Source organism: Cyanobacterium sp. Dongsha4 (genome assembly GCF_036345015.1).
Classification (GTDB): Bacteria; Cyanobacteriota; Cyanobacteriia; order Cyanobacteriales; family Cyanobacteriaceae; genus PCC-10605.
On the sequence record NZ_CP084098.1, the window covers coordinates 278,008 to 295,194 of the forward strand.

At 33.3% G+C, this 17,187-nt stretch carries 17 protein-coding genes; 13 read left to right on the top strand and 4 right to left on the bottom strand.

Annotation, left to right across the window (positions count from 1 at the left end; all coding sequences use genetic code 11):
• Positions 1-23: 23 nt before the first annotated feature.
• A complete protein-coding gene (kaiB, locus tag Dongsha4_RS01290) occupies positions 24-329 on the top strand; it encodes a circadian clock protein KaiB (protein ID WP_015221081.1) in 306 nt (101 codons plus the stop codon).
• Between the two features lie 105 nt (positions 330-434).
• A complete protein-coding gene (gene kaiC / locus Dongsha4_RS01295) occupies positions 435-1,979 on the top strand; it encodes a circadian clock protein KaiC (RefSeq protein WP_330203988.1) in 1,545 nt (514 codons plus the stop codon).
• A gap of 261 nt (positions 1,980-2,240) precedes the next feature.
• Here the strand turns inward: kaiC and Dongsha4_RS01300 are convergent, their stop codons facing one another.
• A complete protein-coding gene (locus tag Dongsha4_RS01300; protein WP_330203989.1) occupies positions 2,241-2,729 on the bottom strand; it encodes a hypothetical protein in 489 nt (162 codons plus the stop codon).
• 335 nt (positions 2,730-3,064) lie between these two features.
• Between Dongsha4_RS01300 and Dongsha4_RS01305 the strand changes: the two genes are divergently transcribed.
• The 6 genes from Dongsha4_RS01305 to Dongsha4_RS01330 all read left to right on the top strand — a co-directional run bounded on the left by Dongsha4_RS01305 (position 3,065) and on the right by Dongsha4_RS01330 (position 8,299).
• A complete protein-coding gene (locus Dongsha4_RS01305) occupies positions 3,065-3,481 on the top strand; it encodes a GtrA family protein (RefSeq protein ID WP_330203990.1) in 417 nt (138 codons plus the stop codon).
• A 15-nt stretch (positions 3,482-3,496) separates the two neighbouring features.
• Complete coding sequence (locus Dongsha4_RS01310) at positions 3,497-4,633, top strand: glycosyltransferase family 4 protein (RefSeq protein WP_330203991.1); 1,137 nt, start codon at positions 3,497-3,499, stop codon at positions 4,631-4,633.
• Positions 4,634-4,750: 117 nt separating this feature from the next.
• Complete coding sequence (gene fldA / locus Dongsha4_RS01315; protein WP_330203992.1) at positions 4,751-5,263, top strand: flavodoxin FldA; 513 nt, start codon at positions 4,751-4,753, stop codon at positions 5,261-5,263.
• A gap of 115 nt (positions 5,264-5,378) precedes the next feature.
• The gene (locus Dongsha4_RS01320; RefSeq protein ID WP_330203993.1) at positions 5,379-6,407 is read left to right on the top strand and encodes a chlorophyll a/b binding light-harvesting protein; all 1,029 of its coding nucleotides are present in this window, start codon (positions 5,379-5,381) and stop codon (positions 6,405-6,407) included.
• 328 nt (positions 6,408-6,735) lie between these two features.
• Positions 6,736-7,863 carry an ISAs1 family transposase gene (locus Dongsha4_RS01325; protein WP_330202433.1) on the top strand — a complete coding sequence of 376 codons (1,128 nt, stop codon included), beginning with the start codon at positions 6,736-6,738 and terminating at the stop codon, positions 7,861-7,863.
• A 115-nt stretch (positions 7,864-7,978) separates the two neighbouring features.
• Entirely contained in the window at positions 7,979-8,299 is a 321-nt protein-coding gene (locus tag Dongsha4_RS01330) for a DUF3155 domain-containing protein (RefSeq protein WP_330205367.1), read from the top strand.
• Positions 8,300-8,763: 464 nt separating this feature from the next.
• Here Dongsha4_RS01330 and Dongsha4_RS01335 read toward each other — a convergent pair whose 3' ends face one another.
• Positions 8,764-8,943, bottom strand: coding sequence for an NblA/ycf18 family protein (locus tag Dongsha4_RS01335; protein WP_041922823.1), 180 nt, complete (start codon positions 8,941-8,943; stop codon positions 8,764-8,766).
• Positions 8,944-9,473: 530 nt separating this feature from the next.
• Here Dongsha4_RS01335 and Dongsha4_RS01340 point away from each other — a divergent pair.
• Positions 9,474-10,004, top strand: a complete 531-nt coding sequence (locus tag Dongsha4_RS01340; RefSeq protein ID WP_330203994.1) for an RNA-binding protein — start codon at positions 9,474-9,476, stop codon at positions 10,002-10,004.
• A 72-nt stretch (positions 10,005-10,076) separates the two neighbouring features.
• On the opposite strand, the gene Dongsha4_RS01345 is transcribed toward Dongsha4_RS01340, so the two are convergent.
• Positions 10,077-10,370, bottom strand: coding sequence for a hypothetical protein (locus Dongsha4_RS01345; protein ID WP_330203995.1), 294 nt, complete (start codon positions 10,368-10,370; stop codon positions 10,077-10,079).
• 158 nt (positions 10,371-10,528) lie between these two features.
• Here Dongsha4_RS01345 and Dongsha4_RS01350 point away from each other — a divergent pair, with 158 nt between their 5' ends.
• The 3 genes from Dongsha4_RS01350 (at position 10,529) to Dongsha4_RS01360 (ending at position 13,331) form a co-directional block, all read left to right on the top strand.
• Positions 10,529-10,870, top strand: a complete 342-nt coding sequence (locus Dongsha4_RS01350; RefSeq protein ID WP_425590784.1) for an STAS domain-containing protein — start codon at positions 10,529-10,531, stop codon at positions 10,868-10,870.
• Positions 10,871-11,157: 287 nt separating this feature from the next.
• Complete coding sequence (locus Dongsha4_RS01355) at positions 11,158-11,568, top strand: Mini-ribonuclease 3 (protein ID WP_330203996.1); 411 nt, start codon at positions 11,158-11,160, stop codon at positions 11,566-11,568.
• Positions 11,569-11,834: 266 nt separating this feature from the next.
• A complete protein-coding gene (locus Dongsha4_RS01360; protein WP_330203997.1) occupies positions 11,835-13,331 on the top strand; it encodes a serine/threonine-protein kinase in 1,497 nt (498 codons plus the stop codon).
• 216 nt (positions 13,332-13,547) lie between these two features.
• On the opposite strand, the gene Dongsha4_RS01365 is transcribed toward Dongsha4_RS01360, so the two are convergent.
• Positions 13,548-16,514: a glycosyltransferase gene (locus Dongsha4_RS01365; protein ID WP_330203998.1), complete on the bottom strand. Its 2,967-nt coding sequence runs from the start codon at positions 16,512-16,514 to the stop codon at positions 13,548-13,550.
• 53 nt (positions 16,515-16,567) lie between these two features.
• Here Dongsha4_RS01365 and coaE point away from each other — a divergent pair, with 53 nt between their 5' ends.
• Entirely contained in the window at positions 16,568-17,182 is a 615-nt protein-coding gene (gene coaE, locus Dongsha4_RS01370) for a dephospho-CoA kinase (protein ID WP_330203999.1), read from the top strand.
• Positions 17,183-17,187: the final 5 nt, after the last annotated feature.

Genomic DNA, 17,187 nt, shown 5'->3' on the forward strand with positions numbered 1-17,187 from the left:
TAATAATCTTTTAAATCACATCCATGAGTCCTATCAAAAAAACCTATGTCCTCAAATTATATGTAGCGGGAAATACTCCTAATTCCGTTAGGGCTTTAAAAACTCTAAAAAATATCCTTGAAGAAGAATTTAAGGGTGTATATGCCCTGAAAGTAATTGATGTTTTGAAAAATCCTCAATTGGCGGAAGAAGATAAAATTCTAGCCACTCCTACTTTATCAAAAGTTTTACCTCCTCCAGTGAGAAAAATTATTGGAGATTTATCGGATCGAGAAAAAGTTTTAATTGGCCTTGATTTATTATATGAAGAAATAAGAGAGAGAGAATAGTTAAAAATAGTAATTTCTGATAAATTACTAACAGTCTATAAAACCATTTTTAAAAAACAAAATTTAACTTTTACATAATTCAAATTAATACTCAAATTATAAAAAATGAATATAAATAAGGAAGAATTAAAAGCAAAAGGAGTAAAAAAAATTCGCACTATGATTGAAGGATTTGATGAAATCAGTCATGGTGGTTTACCAATGGGTAGGACAACTCTTGTCAGTGGTACTTCAGGTACAGGAAAAACCCTTTTTGCGATTCAATTTCTTTATCATGGTATTAAATACTTCGACTATCCCGGATTATTTATCACCTTTGAAGAATCTCCCAATGATATAATCAAGAACGCCTACAGTTTTGGATGGGATTTAGAAAGTCTAGTTGAACAGGGTAAACTCTTTATTTTAGATGCTTCTCCCGATCCTGAAGGGCAAGAAGTTGTTGGTAACTTTGATCTATCTGCTCTAATTGAAAGAATCCAATATGCTGTTAAAAAGTATAAGGCAAAATTAGTCTCGATCGATTCTGTTACAGCTATTTTTCAACAATATGATGCGGCCGCAGTGGTGAGACGGGAGATTTTTCGCCTAGTGGCAAGACTTAAAAGCCTTGACGTGACTTCTGTAATGACAACTGAAAGATTAGATGAATATGGTCCGATCGCACGTTTTGGGGTAGAAGAATTTGTTTCTGATAACGTGGTAATTGTACGCAACGTTTTAGAGGGAGAGAGACGTAGAAGAACTATTGAAATTTTAAAATTACGGGGTACTACTCACATGAAGGGAGAATATCCCTTTACTATTACTATTGATGGTATCAATATCTTTCCCCTCGGTGCGATGCAACTTACCCAACGCTCATCTAATGCCCGTATTTCCTCTGGGATTAAAACCCTTGACGAGATGTGCGGAGGAGGTTTCTTTAAAGACTCTATCATCTTGGCGACAGGGGCAACAGGTACAGGAAAAACCCTATTGGTTAGTAAATTCCTCGAAGAAGGTTGCCGACAGGGTGAAAGGGCGATACTCTTTGCCTATGAAGAATCAAGGGCGCAATTATCCCGTAATGCTTTTTCATGGGGGATAGACTTTGAAGAAATGGAGAAAAAGGGCTTACTTAAGCTATTATGTTCTTATCCAGAATCGGCAGGATTAGAAGATCATTTACAGATGATAAAATCAGAAATTGCTGAATTTAAACCCAGTAGAATTGCGATCGATTCTTTGTCAGCTTTAGCTAGAGGTGTTACTAATAATGCTTTCCGTCAATTCGTCATCGGCGTAACAGGCTACGCTAAACAGGAAGAAATTACAGGCTTTTTCACCAATACAACTGATCAATTTATGGGAGCTCACTCCATAACCGAATCTCATATTTCTACCATTACCGACACCATTTTAATGTTGCAATATGTCGAAATAAAAGGAGAAATGTCACGGGCGTTAAACGTCTTCAAAATGCGCGGCTCATGGCATGATAAAGGTATTAGAGAATATACTATCAGTCGTGAAGGTCCAGACATCAAAGACTCTTTCCGCAACTATGAGCGTATTATTAGCGGTTCTCCTACTCGCATTGCAGTGGATGAAAAAAGTGAGTTATCCCGCATTGTCAAAAACGTAAAGGATAAGAGTGCTAATGAATAAAGCGATGTTGCCCAGTTAAAGTATTAGGGTAGGTTTCAAGTTTCAGGTTGCAGGTGGTAGGGGGATGAGGAGATGAGGGGAGAGGGTGAGAGGGGAAAGTAGGGGCGAATGGCCATTCGCCCCTACAGGAGTTCGGAGTTTTTAATTCTTAATTCTTAATTTTTCCTTTGCCCCTTGCCCATTGCCCTCTGCCCTTTTACTTTGCACATTGCCCTTTTCGTCATCACTCATAGATGAAAATTTATCCCAAACTCAGGTTAATTATGACTTTATCCTAGCGAGTAAATCTAATAATTGAATTTTGACAGACTCATGAGTATATTCATCTTCGGGATGGGGAGGTTGCCCCGGCTTCTGAAAGTAAGGACGTTCTTGGTACATTTGACCCCATTTTAAGTCCACCTGCCTAACAAATTCATAATATAAATTATCATTACTAATTATTTCTTCAATTATTAAGCTCAAAGCATTTAATGGATTTTCCTGATTTGAACTAATTTTGTCGTCGCTAATATTCACCCAATCCTGTAAAACTGCTTGTAACGAACCTGATAAATCTTGTAAATTATTTTTGATGAAAAAATTGATTTCTGTTTTTAGTTGTATAATTTTAGGTACAGGTGATTCCCCTTTCAGAAAATCCCCTCCTTCTTTAGCGATGAAATCCGCCAGAGTGAATTCTCGCCCCTGAAAAATATCTCTTTGTAATTCTAAATCTTGATCTAAATCTTGTTTTTTTTCTTCAGTCATGAGAATATAAATTTTCTTGGGTCGAATCAAAAATAAAGGCTTTTTACTTTGGATATGATAAGTTATTCCTAAAAAAGGTTTCAGGATATTGGGGAAGTTGGGGCTTTTAGGGTGTTGGGATGTTAGGGTGAGTATTAATTCAATACCTTGCCTTTTGCCTCTTACCCTGTGAATCGTTGCCCTTTTAACTTTGTCCTATTTTTCATTCCCGACCTAAAATAAAAATCACAGTTTAATTCACCAACGCCTCAAATTTTACCTAACCCATAGATAGGATTGATATATTAGTAATTTATGGATTTTAACAAATAATTGGGATACAAATTAGTTTTAACATGGAAAAAATTAGGGATTTATTAAATTTGAGGATTTTTCGATTTTTAGGGGTAGGCGGATTTTGTGCTGGATTAAGTTTGATAATAATGTATGTATTGACTTCTATCATTCATATTAATTATTTAATTTCCACTGTTATCACTATCGTTGTCACAAATTTTATCGGTTTTTATCTCAATAAATATTATACATTTCAAACTAAAAAAAAGTTATTTTGGCGTGAGCTATGGAAATACTATAGCGTTATGTTATCTAGTTATATCCTTAACGTTTTTGCCATGTATGTCCTTGTTGATTTAGTTAATATATGGTATCTTTACGCTAATATTTTGCTTATGGCAGTTTTAACCCCTTTTAATTATTTTTTCCATAAAAAATGGAGTTTTAAGAAAAAAGAAGCATCCTCAAATAAATAATTTATTTTTAATTATATGAAAATATTAGTCGTTACTCATTATTTTCCTGAACATAAAGGAGGAGTAGAAGTAGTTGCTGGAGAAATTATTAATCAGTTATCTAAAAATAAAGTAGAAATCAAATGGTTTGCTAGTAATACTGACTCACCGCCTCAAAATAATCAGTTTTTAGAATGTATATCTATTCCCACTTCAAATATCATTGAAAAAAAATTTGGTTTTGCTTATCCCCTATGGAGTTTGACTATTTATCGTCAACTATGGCGACAAATTAAGCAGGTTGATTTAGTTCATCTTCATGAATATATTTACATCGGCAATTTAATGGCTTTTTACATCACAAAAAAACAGGGTAAACCTGTAATTATTACTCAGCATATTGGCTTTATTCCCTTTAGTAATAAATTATTTTCTTTTCTGCTTAAATTGGTTAATAATACTCTTGGTAAATATATTTTAAGTAGATGCGATCGCACCGTATTTTGTAGTAAAGTTATAGAAGACTACTGGGATAGTTTGAAAACAAAATATAAAAGAAAACCAGCCTTTATTCCTAATGGTGTCGATACAAATATCTTTTATCCTGTAAAATTAGAAAAAAGACTACATATTAAAAAGCAATTCAACTTAAATCCTAATAAACTAACAATTTTATTTGTAGGAAGATTTGTCGAAAAAAAAGGCTTAAAACTTCTTGAAAAATTGGCGAGAAATTATCAAGAAATAGAATGGTTATTTGCAGGATGGGGAAATTTAAATCCAAAACAATGGAACTTAAATAATGTTCATGTCTGGGAAAATTTACAAAAATCTCAACTAACTCCCCTATATCAATGTGCAGACTTACTTATTTTGCCTAGTGTAGGAGAAGCCTTCCCTCTTGTGATTCAAGAAGCTATGGCCTGTGGTACACCTGCTTTTGTTAGCGATGAGAGTGCCAACCAATACCCTCAATTAGAAGGATTAATCTTTTCTGCTTCCGTTAATTATTCTCACAGTGAAGATGAATGGTCGAGAAAATTAGAAGAAATTGTATCCCAAGGCGAATATCTCACAAGTTTAAGGGAAAAAGTCTCCGAATTTGCTCAAAATTATTGGTCATGGGAAAAAACCAGTTCATCCTATTATTCTTTGTTTCAGCAAAATAATTAAACTATCAATCTCTTTTATTGCTAAATATAGTCAATTAAGTTAATCTAGTCATAGACTTATTAGTAGTTAATAGCAATAAGTCGTAATTAATAGTGTTTACATATTGGAAAAAATAAAATGGCAAAAATTGGCTTATTTTTTGGTACACAAACAGGAAACACAGAAACCATTGCAGAAAACATCTTTGAAGCCCTAGGAGGTGATAGCATTGTCGATTTATATGATGTCGCTGATGTAGATATAAATACTTTGGGTGAATATCAATATTTAATAATTGGGTGTCCAACATGGAACGTGGGAGAATTACAAAGTGATTGGGAGGGATTATACGAAGATCTCGACAAAATCGACTTTAATGGTAAAAAAATTGCTTATTTCGGCGCTGGAGACCAAATCGGATATGCGGATAATTTTCAGGATGCTATGGGCATTTTAGAAGAGAAAATCTCTAGTTTGGGAGGTCAAACCATTGGTTATTGGTCAACCGAAGGTTATGACTTCAATGAATCTCAAGCGGTGAAAAATGGTAAATTTGTCGGTTTAGCCCTAGATGAAGATAATCAATCCGAATTAACACAAGAAAGGATTTATTCTTGGGTTGCTCAAATAAAAAGTGAATTCGGCATCTAAAATTTGTAACAAAACTTTACCGAAAATTGTTGCAAAAGACTAGCAACTAAGATAAATTTATATTAGGCTTATTAAAAATAAGTATTAATAAGCAAAGAAAGGAATAGACAATAGTATGCAAACTTACGATAATCCTGAAGTTAAATACGAATGGTGGGCAGGAAATGCCCGATTTGCTGATAAAAGTGGCTTATTTATCGCCGCTCATGTGGGACAAGCCGCCCTAACAACTTTTTGGGCTGGAGGTTTCACTCTGTTTGAACTGTCTCGCTTTGATGCTTCCTTACCCATGGGGGAGCAAGGCTTAATTCTTTTACCACACCTTGCAACCCTTGGTTGGGGAGTTGGTGAAGGAGGTCAAATAGTAGATACTTACCCCTATTTTGTTGTTGGTGCAATCCACTTAATTTCTTCTGCTTTTTTAGGTGCTGGAGCATTATTCCACGCTTTTAAAGCACCAGAAAACTTGAAATCTGCTCAAGGAAGAGCCAAAATGTTCGATTTTTCTTGGGAAGACCCTGCTAAATTAGGTTTAATTCTTGGTCATCACCTTCTCTTTTTAGGCATGGGAGCTTTACTTCTTGTCGGCAAGGCGATGTATTGGGGAGGACTTTATGATGCAACTACCCAAACAGTACGTCTTGTTGAACATCCTACCCTCGACTTTGCGACTATCTACGGCTATCAAACTCATTTTGCTAGTATCAGTAGTTTAGAAGACTTAGTGGGAGGACACATTTATGTTGGTTTTATGTTAATTGCTGGTGGCATTTGGCATATTCTCGTTCCCCCTCTAAAGTGGGCAAGAAAAGTCTTAATGTTTTCGGGAGAAGCAATTTTATCTTACTCTTTAGGGGGAATTGCTTTGGCTGGATTTGTTGCCGCTTATTTTTGCGCAGTGAATACCCTTGCTTATCCCGTGGAATTTTATGGTCCTGCCTTGGAAGTCAAATTGGGAATTACACCCTATTTTGCAGATACCGTTAAGCTACCCTTTGGAGAACATACTTCTCGTTGTTGGTTAGCAAATGCTCATTTCTTCCTTGCCTTTTTCTTCTTACAAGGACATTTATGGCACGCCTTACGGGCTTTAGGATTCGATTTCCGTCGTGTGGAAAAAGCCTTGGATTCTATCCAAGTTTAGAAGACGATGAGGGAAAGATTTATCTATACTGCCAATATATTTAAGCCTATCCCCTCTCGTACGTAACTACTACAAAGCAAAAATCAAGGACTAATTTGGGAAAAGTCCATAGCTTATATTCTATTTCCAATGTTATAGGGAACATCTCAAGACTGTCAACTTCCGAGATGCTCCCTTTTTTCTGCTTTTAACTACACAAATAATCAAAGTAGAAGGCAATAAGCAATATGTGTGATCAGAAATAAGGTAATTGCTAGTCCAGGGCAAACGCATACTAAAAATTTATGAGAAAGTAATATAGTAAAGATTATAGAGGGAATTAATAGCCGTGATTTCTGAGAAATCATACCTGTGGAAACATTTTGAAAATATTGAAGACCCACGAACCAGTTACTTAATTGAACATAAATTAGTTGACATTGTAGCATTAACAATTCTGGCGGTAATTTGTGGTGCCGACTCTTGGGTAGAAATTGAAGAATATGGTAAAAGTAAACAATCTTGGCTCGAAAGGTTTCTTGAACTGCCCAATGGTATTCCTTCTCATGATACTATCGCTCGTTTATTTGCTCGTCTATGTCCAAAGCAATTGCAATCAGCTTTCTTAGATTGGATTAACCATGTTGCTCAAATAACGCAAGGAGAAATAATAGCCATTGATGGTAAAACATTACGGAGTTCTTATGATTGGAGTCAAAATAAAAGTGCCATTCACATGGTAAGTGCTTGGGCTAGTAATAATAACTTGGTTTTGGGGCAGTTAAAAGTGGAAGATAAATCCAATGAAATTACGGCAATTCCCAAGTTATTGGCAGTTTTAGAACTTAATGGTTGTATTGTGACCATTGATGCCATGGGGTGTCAAAAGAATATAGCCAAAAATATTATAGAGAAAGGTGGAGACTATATTCTGAGCCTCAAAGGTAATCAAGGTAATTTATTTGAGGATGTCAAACAATTATTTGATTGGACATTAAAAAATAACTATCAAGAAATTATCAAAGAAAAATATGAAACGATAGAAAAGAATCATGGTCGAATAGAAAAACGCCGTTATTGGCTAATAAATTCGGGTACAGATTTTATAGACAGGGAAAAATGGGTGGGATTAAAAACGATCGGAATAGTAGAATCAGAGAGAAAACTATTAGGACAAAAAGCCACATTGGAAAGAAGGTACTACTTAACCAGTTTAGACCAAGGAGTAGAAAAGTTCGCCCAAGGAATCAGGAGTCATTGGGGAATAGAGAATAAATTACATTGGTGCTTAGATGTCGGGTTTAGAGAGGATGAGAGTCGAATCAGAAAAGGTCAGGGTAGTGAAAACATGGCAGTTATTAGACATATTGCTTTAAATTTGTTGAATAAGGAAAAGAGTTGCTCTCGAGGTAAAAAGGCAAAACGACTTAAGGCTGGATGGGATAACGATTATTTACTTAAGATTTTGTCTGCTTGAGTATGCGTTTGCCCTGATTGCTAGTCAAACTGTCTTGACATTTTTAAACAAACATTATATAATTGCCCCAAAATGTAGTAAAAATAACATTTAACTTATGAAGGAGGACATAAGGTTGGCAAGAAAAAGAAAACGCAAAAGTCGCCGCCGCCTTGAGGGACGCAAAATATTAGAGTTAGTGCCTCACTATCATATAGAAAGTGGTGAAGATAAACCAGTCACCGCCGCTCGTAAACACATAAGGGCAAATGGAATTACACCTCCTGCTGTTTTAGTTGTCAAGAGAAATGAACACACCACTGATCGCTATTTCTGGGCAGAGAAAGGTTTGTTTGGAGCTCAATATGTTGAGGAAAATCATTTTCTTTTTCCCAGTTTGAGGATTATTAAACCCCAAGTTAAGGGAACTACTCCTATTTTATCTACCACTCATTAAGCTAATACCTTTTATTTATATAGATAGAGCTTGGAATAAATTTTAATATTAGTTTTTGGTCTTTAATTTTAGTTCACTGAATTTATTTTTAACTAATTTTTTAGACTGACTTCAACTAGCTTTAAATTTTATTTCTGAGCTTTTTTTTGTTTGACAGTCTTTTTCAATTTAGCAACTTGATTCACTTGATTGTAGCTTGTCTTAAACTTTATTTTTTTGAGGAGAAATTAAACTTTAAGATTCAATATTTACAGCTTTAGATTGGTTGGTGTTTTGATAATTATTAATTCTTAATTGGGTTAAAAATATTATTCCATATTTTTAATAAAAGATGTTGATAAAAACAATATTTTCAATTTTTTTCACCCCTACAACCCCGGCTTATTTCTTTTTGAACCAAGCAAGAGAGGGAGGCTAGTATAAAAATAGATGTATTTTGTATTTTTAATGATGGCAGGAAAAATTTACTCTAAACCCCATTGATGTTTTAATGTGTCTTTGTAAAGATTTTCCCTAACAAGCATTTCCGCATAAAGTTTGACTAAAAAGTCTTGTGCTTGTTCTTTTGTCATTTTCTCCACCTGAGTTTCAAAAGAACGAAGATTGAATTGTTGCTCTAGAGACAAACCGACTGAATTAGACATAATCTCATATTCTCCTTTACTTTCAAAGTAAAAACTGCTATCCTTGATAAGGGTAAAATTTTGCGTTTTACCTAGTATCAAATCAATTATCTTAATGAGTAACATAACCAACATCGTTAAACTGCTCATCTTGAACAATAAGCATAAATACTTATAGTAAAAAAGTTCGTCAGTTAACTGAGGTTAAAAAAGTTAAAGATATTTCCCAATTATACTTAACAGAAATTAATAACTGTGATAGGATCTAAGGGAATAAATAAGAACTGTTAGTAAAACAAATACCAATACTTCAGATTATTCTCGATAAAGATAAAATAAAGTTCTAAACTAAGTTGATAACCAATAGTCAATGATCTTAATAGCTTCATCTGACGGACAAAATAAAATAAAACATCAGCGATTAAGAGTTAGTTGTGCCTTATGGGGTTTAACTAGCTCATTTGTTGTGAATAGAAAGAGTTAATCTGTAGTAGTTTTATAAATTTTACGAATAATCAACCAAATATTTAATATTAATGGAGGAAATCTAAATGTCTGTACGTCTATACGTGAAGTTGCCAAAGGCGGAAATAGAGAAGGAAGGTTTAGAAAAAATGTTTAGTGATTTTGAGCCTTCTTTTACCACTAAGTTAATTAAAGAAAGAAAAAAGAAAGAATGTCGTGGTTTTGGTTTTGTAACTGTCCCCACTGATGAAGCGGCGGAAGATTTTATTAGCAGATATAATGAGAAGCCATTGGTTTATAATGGTGAAACCTATAAGGATGAAGAAGGTAATGACTTTCTTTTAGTTATAGAAAAAGCCTTACCCCGTAATAAAGGCGGTAAGGAAGAGGGGGAACAACAGGAAGAAGCTGAAACCAATAATCAGGTAGAGGCTAACACTGATAACAAGCCTTCTCGTCGCAATAACGGCAATAAAAAACCGAAGAAAAATCGTAAAGGTGGCAAGGCTAAAACTCAAAAAGCTGTTTCTGTTTCTGAATCTATTCAACCTGATCCTCGTTGGGCGAATGAACTCAATAAGTTAAAAGAAATGTTTGCCGCTCAGGCTTCTAACTAGGATTTGACATTGTTATAAAACAAATTCCTTCATCAGCTCTACTTTATTTTTTATAGTAGGGCTTTTTTCTTTTTAGAAGGGAGATATTGTTCTGATGAGGTTGAGAACTCTTAGTAAAAATATTGTTTGGCGTATATCGGAACTTATTTGAGGTGGATATTTACTCTTTGCCTGTTTTTCTGTGAGGGTTGCATATTCTTCGGTTGTAAGAGGTTCGTTATTGAGAGGCGATCGCGCTTCTGTAATAATTTCTGTTGCTAAAACTTCTTCAGGAATATCATCAGGAGGGGGTAAGGCAATAGCTGAAAAATGACTAAAAAAGAATAAAAACCACAAAAAAGAGAATCTGCCCAAAAAAGAACTCATAAAAAAGATCCTAACGAAAAAAATTAAGCCAATTGAGAAAAAAACAAACAGAAAAAATTAATTGACCCAAATAATAGGCTATATTATACTATTAACCGATCATCGCTATTTTAACAACTACGAGAAGTAAGGAGGTTGCTATTTCCGAACAACTAAACCTGACTGTTAGTCTTAGAGGGACTCGTGAAGTCAGAAATAATTGTCAAATCTTTCATCTCATTGGTCAACTAGACGCATTTTCTGAGCCAACTTTTCAGAAAATCATTTCTGGATATATTTCAGAGAAAGCTAATAAAATTGTCCTTGATTTATCTCAAATCGATTTTATTGATAGCTCTGGACTAGGTGCGTTAGTACGCATTGCCAAACAAGTTGAGAATGTGAAAGGAAAAATGCAAATTGTTACTAATCCTAGAGTTACCCAGACTGTGAAAATGGTAAGATTAGAGAAGTTTCTTAAATTACAGAACTCTCTTGATGAGGCTTTAAAAAATGTGTAACTCATGTCTTGACTATTACAATCAAAAATGGATTTGTGAAGATAGGAGTTTGACAAGGGCGTAGAAAACTAACTACGTCCATGACTAATGGATAAGTTAAGTAATAAATATTCGAGTATGACTACGGTTAAATCAATTAATTTTAGTCAACAGCAACATTTGTTATAACAATCAAGTGTCAAAATAAACTTAAACTATAATCTTTATTTACGGATTTGTCTAAGAAAAAAACACAACTATCATTTTCTCCACCACCTCACTCTGAAACTCGGAATGAGGTAAAAGTCTTGTCTAAATTGGTATTTGAAAGTGATGACATTTCTAAAATCTTGTCGCAAGTTTCTCCTGATGCTCTAGCTTATATTGGTGATGCTGTTTATGAGCTATATGTTCGAACCTCCTACTTATTGCCGTCCAAAAAAATAGCAGACTACCATCATGTTGTCGTCAGTAAAGTCAGGGCAGAGTCTCAGGCAACATATTTACAAACTATTTATCCTCTTCTCAACGACATAGAAAAAGACTGGGTGCGTAGGGGTAGAAATGCGGTTAATAAATCTCCTCGTCGTTTACCGTTACAAACCTATCAAGCGGCTAGTGGTTTTGAAACGCTTTTGGGTTATTTGTATATTTCTGAACCAGAAAGATTAGAATTTCTTTTATCTCATTTAACTGACGTTACGCAAAAATATAATTAATTGTCCATAAAAGGAGTGTTACAGGTTGCAGGTGTTAGGGTGTTGAAGTATTGGGGAGAAACGAGAAACGAGTTAGGAGTTAGGAGTTAGGAGTTAGGAGTTATTAATTCTTAATTCTTAAACCATTGCCTATTCCCTATTCTCTATTCCCTATTTACCTTTGCCCTTTGCTCCTTGCCCTTTTAAAATCTATTCATTGATTCACTATTAACTATTCACTAAAATCGCTATACTGATTATCAATAGAGCGACATAACAAATGCTGAATGATTCTGAGTTATTGCCTAAATCCCGATTGTTCTCTGCCACAAAATCCATCTAATTTAAAGATTTGTCAAAATTGTGGTGGTGATTTAATTTTACATGGGCGCTATCGTGCAGTTAAGAAAATTGGTAAGGGTGGATTTGGGGCAACTTTTTTGAGTATAGATTTATCTCTGCCGGGTAATCCTTTATGTGTGGTTAAACAATTAAGACCTTCTGCAAATGACCCTGATGCTTTTGAAATGGCATTGGATTTGTTTGAGAGAGAAGCAAAAACTTTGGGGAAATTAGATCATCCTCAAATACCTAGATTGTTGGATTATTTTGAACAAGATAAAAGATTTTATTTAGTGCAAAGTTGGGTGAAGGGTAAGACGTTACAACAAGAAGTGAAAAAAGATGGGATTTTTAATGAAACTAGGGTCAAAAAATTTTTGTTAGAAGTCCTAGAAATACTTAAATATATCCATTCCTTAAAGATTATTCATCGGGATATTAAACCCGCAAATATTATTCGTCGTGAGCAGGATGGAAGGCTTGTTTTAATCGATTTTGGAGCGGTAAAGGATCAAGTTAATACCCATTTAGCTAAAACTTATGGACAAACAGCGTTAACGGAATTTGCGGTGGGTACAATGGGATTTGCCCCTCCTGAACAATTGGCAATGCGTCCTTTTTATGCCAGTGATATTTATGCTTTGGGGGCAACTTGTCTTTACTTAATGACGGCGAAGTCTCCAAAGGATTTTCCCATTGATGAGTTAACGGGGGAATTAGCTTGGCAAAGAGAAATTAAGGTCAGTAAGGGTTTTGAAAAAGTCCTTTCTCGAATGTTAGAAATGAATTTGCGCGATCGCTATAAGTCGGCGGATGAAGTGATTAAGGATTTAGATATAATGCCCTATGCCAAGGAATTAGAAGAGGGAATGTTGAATGCTCAAATGAAAGATAAAAGAGAAATAGACGAAAAAGATAATACTTCTCAAAATACTCATTTATCTGCAACTTCTCGTTTAGCAATGGCAATTAGGGCAAGAAAATCACGACAGGGTAGAAGTAAATATATAACTCAAGTTAATCCTCGTACTGTCTTGAATGCTTATCTCAATGGGAGAAGAGATTTTAATGGACAAAATTTCAATCAATTTAATTTTTCTCAAGGGGAAATACCTGAAATTAATTTTCGTAACTGTCAGTTAATTAGAGTAAATTTTGAAGAGGCTAACTTAGAAGGAGCTAATTTTTATTGTGCTAATTTAGCAGGAGCAAGATTTTTTAAGGCTAATCTTACCAGAGTTTATTTTTTTAAGGCTGATTTACAGTCAGCAGATTTGCGCAATGCCAATTTAAAATCTGCAAATTTGGAGGGGGCTAATTTAGAAGGAACTAATCTTTGTGGTGCAAACTTAACAGATGCAAATATTACAGAAGAGCAAATACAGCAAAGTATTACTAATTGGGCGACTATTTTTCCAGATGGTAAGAGACATATTTGGTGATGCAGAAGTTAAGCTCAGTTGTTTCGCAATAATATCGGGTAAGGGCAAGTCTCAAGTTTTATTTTTTGAATATTGACCCATTATTCACTCACATTGGACATAAGAAAATCAATTTAGGGACTGTTTTTGTCAAATATTATTACTATTATCCAGCACATCATTCCCCCCAACCCCACCTTCACAAATCCATTTTAAATGAGGTGTAAGATTTAAGTCTTACCAAGCATAAAAATGTTGTTCATAGCGATTATCATTAAATAATAAAAATTCATAGCAAAAATCAAAATAAGTATATTTTATTATTTTTTTTGTTTCTTTTTTATATATTTTCATATTGTTATACAAAAATAAAATTAAATATTTGTCGAGATTTTTTGTGTTATTTAACAATTCTAAAGAGATTAGAGTCTGCTGGATAATGTCAATATTTTTTTTAATAGATAAATATTTTGAGTTTGGGTATTTTTGTTCTAAATAATGAATTATCTGCCATGCTAAATCAAAATCTGTGCTATAAGTTTCTAAAAAAGATTTGCGATAATTTAAGCAAAGTAATAATAAGTTTTCTATATCCTCAAGATTTTTTTCTCTGAAACCATATTCAATCCCGCCCAAACTACGATATACATACCATGCCCGTAAATCTTCTAATTCGGTAAAATAGTTTTGGGTTGTGCGCTCATCTGGATAATTCCAAAATATACCCCAAACATCTTCGACTAAACTGGTTTTGATATAGGGTAACACTCTGTTTTTAAATTCTGTATCTCCTGCACCTCTGAATGTTTCATCGTAAAAACCAAATCTCTTATGAATACTTTTACGGTATAACCCTCCTACATAGGTTAAGTAACAGGTATCTAAGTAAACTAAGTTTTGATTAAAGTTAGTCCGACTATAAGTCATTACATCCTGTATCCAGTTACCTTTGTAATCAACTTCGGTGACAAGACTATTGCCTATAACCCAATCTAATTCAGGATTAGAGTCTAATTTTGCCGCTAATTTTTCTAAGCCATCACAGGTAATCATTTCATCAACCCCCAAAAAGGTGATATAGGGGGATTGAGATAATAAAATTGCCCTATTCCAAGCACTTTGAATTGTCTCTCTTTTTTCGCTACGGGCATAGACAATGGGAATATTTAGTTGTTTTAGTTGGGGTAATAATGTTTGAAAAAGTTGATATTCATTTTGAGGAGAGGCACTATCAATAAGTATTATTTCTGCTTCTTGTTTCTGAAATAAACTTTGTTGGGTTAAAATTGATAAGAAGAATCCCAGCTTACTTTCCGCATTATACAATGAAACTGCGATCGAAACTCGATAATTTTTTTTCTGCCGATAATCTTCAATAAATTCGTAGAGTTTTTCTTGATAGTTAAGATGTTTTTGATAATTATTTAGCAAGTATTTATAACATAATTTACTGTTGTTTTGTGACGGTTGATAGAGTAAATTAATGACTTCTGCTTCTTGATTCAAATTATAGTTATTAAAGGTTTCAGTTATGAATTGTAATTGCTGAAATTTGTCTTGATTTAAACTGCGAATAATTCTAGCTTCATAACAAGCGGATAATAAATCATTGCCCCTTAATTTTTCTAATCTAGCAATTTCTTGCCATATTTTTACCCTATTAACGAAATAACCTGTTTTCCATTTTTGTCTATTTTCCACAGAAGTATTGAGGGAATGACTTAAATTTTTTAACTGCGTTATTTTATCATCAATATCTTTAGCTGATATTTCGGCTAAGTTGTTAATTTTATGAAATTCTGAGGAGAAAAAGAGGCTCTTTATTAATTGGGCATGAATCGGTTTTTTCTGAGTTTTTATTTTTTCTTTGACTGTTTTAATTAAGACTTTACTTTGATGATTGATAGGATTAAGAATTTGTTTAGATAGATAAACTATCGTTTCTTTTTGCCAGTATTGCTTTTTGTAACAATGATTGATAAGTTGTTGATAATATTCACTAATTTTTTTTCTTTCTTGAGCTGAATAACTATTGTCTTGATGATAAATGTCTGTTAACTGTAATCCTAGTTTTTCTAAATTAAAGCTAATATTATTGACTTGTTGAATTAGGTTATTGCGATATTGATTATAGTTAGTTAAAAGTTGGCTAATTTTATTAAGAGATTCAGAAAAGTTATTTATATCAATAGGGATAAAAGGTAATTGGGGAAAGTTATCTTTTAAAAAGCGACAAATACCTGCTTTATCACTAATAATGGTAGGGCAACCATTTAACAATGATTCTAAGGCAACAAAATTAAGGGTATCAAAACGAGAGGGTAAGATAGTAAGGCTATTCTCGGAAAATTTTTGATTTAATTGTTGAGGTGTTAATGAAGGTGTAAGATTAATTTCACTGTTCCTTAATTTCAGCATTTTTTGCAGATAATATTCCCCTGTTTTGTCATCAAGAGTTGGGCTATCAGCACCGATAATATTGCCATAAGAATATAGTTTTTTTTCAAGAAAAGTTAAGAGGTTAATAAATATATCTGCTCCTTTATTTTTTTCTTTTCTACCAATAAAATTTAAGATGGGTTTTTGATTAACTTCATGACAGTTTTTTATTTTTTTATGGGGTAAATCAATAAAGTTTAGAGGATGATAATAATAGTTAGAAAACTCATATTTATCTTGCCAAAATTCTAAGTAGTTTTTACTGATACCATAGCGAATATCTACTATTTGATATTGTAAGTTTTCGGCAAATTCTAGAGCGTTTATATAGTTTTTATCAATTACCCAATCATGAATCAAACTCTGAGATACAACCCCATGTAAAGAAAGAGCTAATTTTTGATATTTTACCTGATGATAGTCACAAGCATCCCGTAAAAATAAGCCATATTGTTCATAATCTGGACAGTCAATAATATCAAAGTTTTGATAGCAAATAGAGTAGGCTATATTTGAAGCGAGTAAAAAAGGACGGGTTATTTTTTCTAGGGGTAGATTGTTTCCAATTTTTTTTAAATCAGATTTGATATATCTTTGGTAATAAGGAAAAATATGAGCATTAGCAGGACGTTGATCATTAACGTTTTCTTCTATAGTTAAATAGTAAAATTGTAGATGGGGATTTTTTTTTATTATATTACGATAAAATGTTTGTCCTCCACCAATTTTGTGAAAAAGATCAAATTCTGCTAAAAAAATTTTCATTATTTTAAATTAACTTTTTTAATAATATCTAAAATAGTTTATTATATCTTTGTATGAAAGGAAATAATATCAAATCGAAAATCATCGGTTTAACAGGGGGTATTGCTACTGGAAAATCAACAGTGTCTAATTATTTACGGGATAAATATTGTATTCCTGTTTTTGATGCGGATATTTTTGCTCGTGATGCTGTGAAAGTGGATTCTCCTATTTTTGTTTCCATTATTGAAAGATATGGAAATGATATTTTACTAGATAATAATACTTTAAATCGTTCTAAATTAGGAACTATTATTTTTAATGATATTCGAGAAAAAGAGTGGTTAGAAAGTCAAATTCATCCTTTTGTTTATAATTGTTTTCGGTCTTTAATTCCTACATTAACAGAAGAAATAAATATTTTTACAATCCCCCTACTTTTTGAAGCAAATATGACTGATTTAGTCTCAGAAATTTGGGTTGTTACCTGTGATTATGAACAACAATTAACTCGTTTACAAAGCAGAAATAATTTATCAAAAAAAGATGCGATCGCACGTATTAATAGTCAAATGTCTTTAACAGAAAAAGTGCTGTTAGCTGATGTAGTAATTGATAATAGTGGTGATTTAAGTCATTTATTAATTCAAATAGACGAAATTATGTCAAGCTATTTTCATAAAAATTAACAATC

Bases quoted from the DNA above. Each gene is read 5' to 3' on its own strand.
- Dongsha4_RS01345 (WP_330203995.1), bottom strand. From the start codon at position 10,370: ATGAGTTCTTTTTTGGGCAGATTCTCTTTTTTGTGGTTTTTATTCTTT.
- Dongsha4_RS01310 (WP_330203991.1), top strand. From the start codon at position 3,497: ATGAAAATATTAGTCGTTACTCATTATTTTCCTGAACATAAAGGAGGA.
- fldA (WP_330203992.1), top strand. From the start codon at position 4,751: ATGGCAAAAATTGGCTTATTTTTTGGTACACAAACAGGAAACACAGAA.
- kaiB (WP_015221081.1), top strand. From the start codon at position 24: ATGAGTCCTATCAAAAAAACCTATGTCCTCAAATTATATGTAGCGGGA.
- Dongsha4_RS01365 (WP_330203998.1), bottom strand. From the start codon at position 16,514: ATGAAAATTTTTTTAGCAGAATTTGATCTTTTTCACAAAATTGGTGGA.
- coaE (WP_330203999.1), top strand. From the start codon at position 16,568: ATGAAAGGAAATAATATCAAATCGAAAATCATCGGTTTAACAGGGGGT.
- Dongsha4_RS01300 (WP_330203989.1), bottom strand. From the start codon at position 2,729: ATGACTGAAGAAAAAAAACAAGATTTAGATCAAGATTTAGAATTACAA.
- Dongsha4_RS01340 (WP_330203994.1), top strand. From the start codon at position 9,474: ATGTCTGTACGTCTATACGTGAAGTTGCCAAAGGCGGAAATAGAGAAG.
- kaiC (WP_330203988.1), top strand. From the start codon at position 435: ATGAATATAAATAAGGAAGAATTAAAAGCAAAAGGAGTAAAAAAAATT.
- Dongsha4_RS01360 (WP_330203997.1), top strand. From the start codon at position 11,835: ATGATTCTGAGTTATTGCCTAAATCCCGATTGTTCTCTGCCACAAAAT.
- Dongsha4_RS01320 (WP_330203993.1), top strand. From the start codon at position 5,379: ATGCAAACTTACGATAATCCTGAAGTTAAATACGAATGGTGGGCAGGA.
- Dongsha4_RS01335 (WP_041922823.1), bottom strand. From the start codon at position 8,943: ATGTCTAATTCAGTCGGTTTGTCTCTAGAGCAACAATTCAATCTTCGT.
- Dongsha4_RS01305 (WP_330203990.1), top strand. From the start codon at position 3,065: ATGGAAAAAATTAGGGATTTATTAAATTTGAGGATTTTTCGATTTTTA.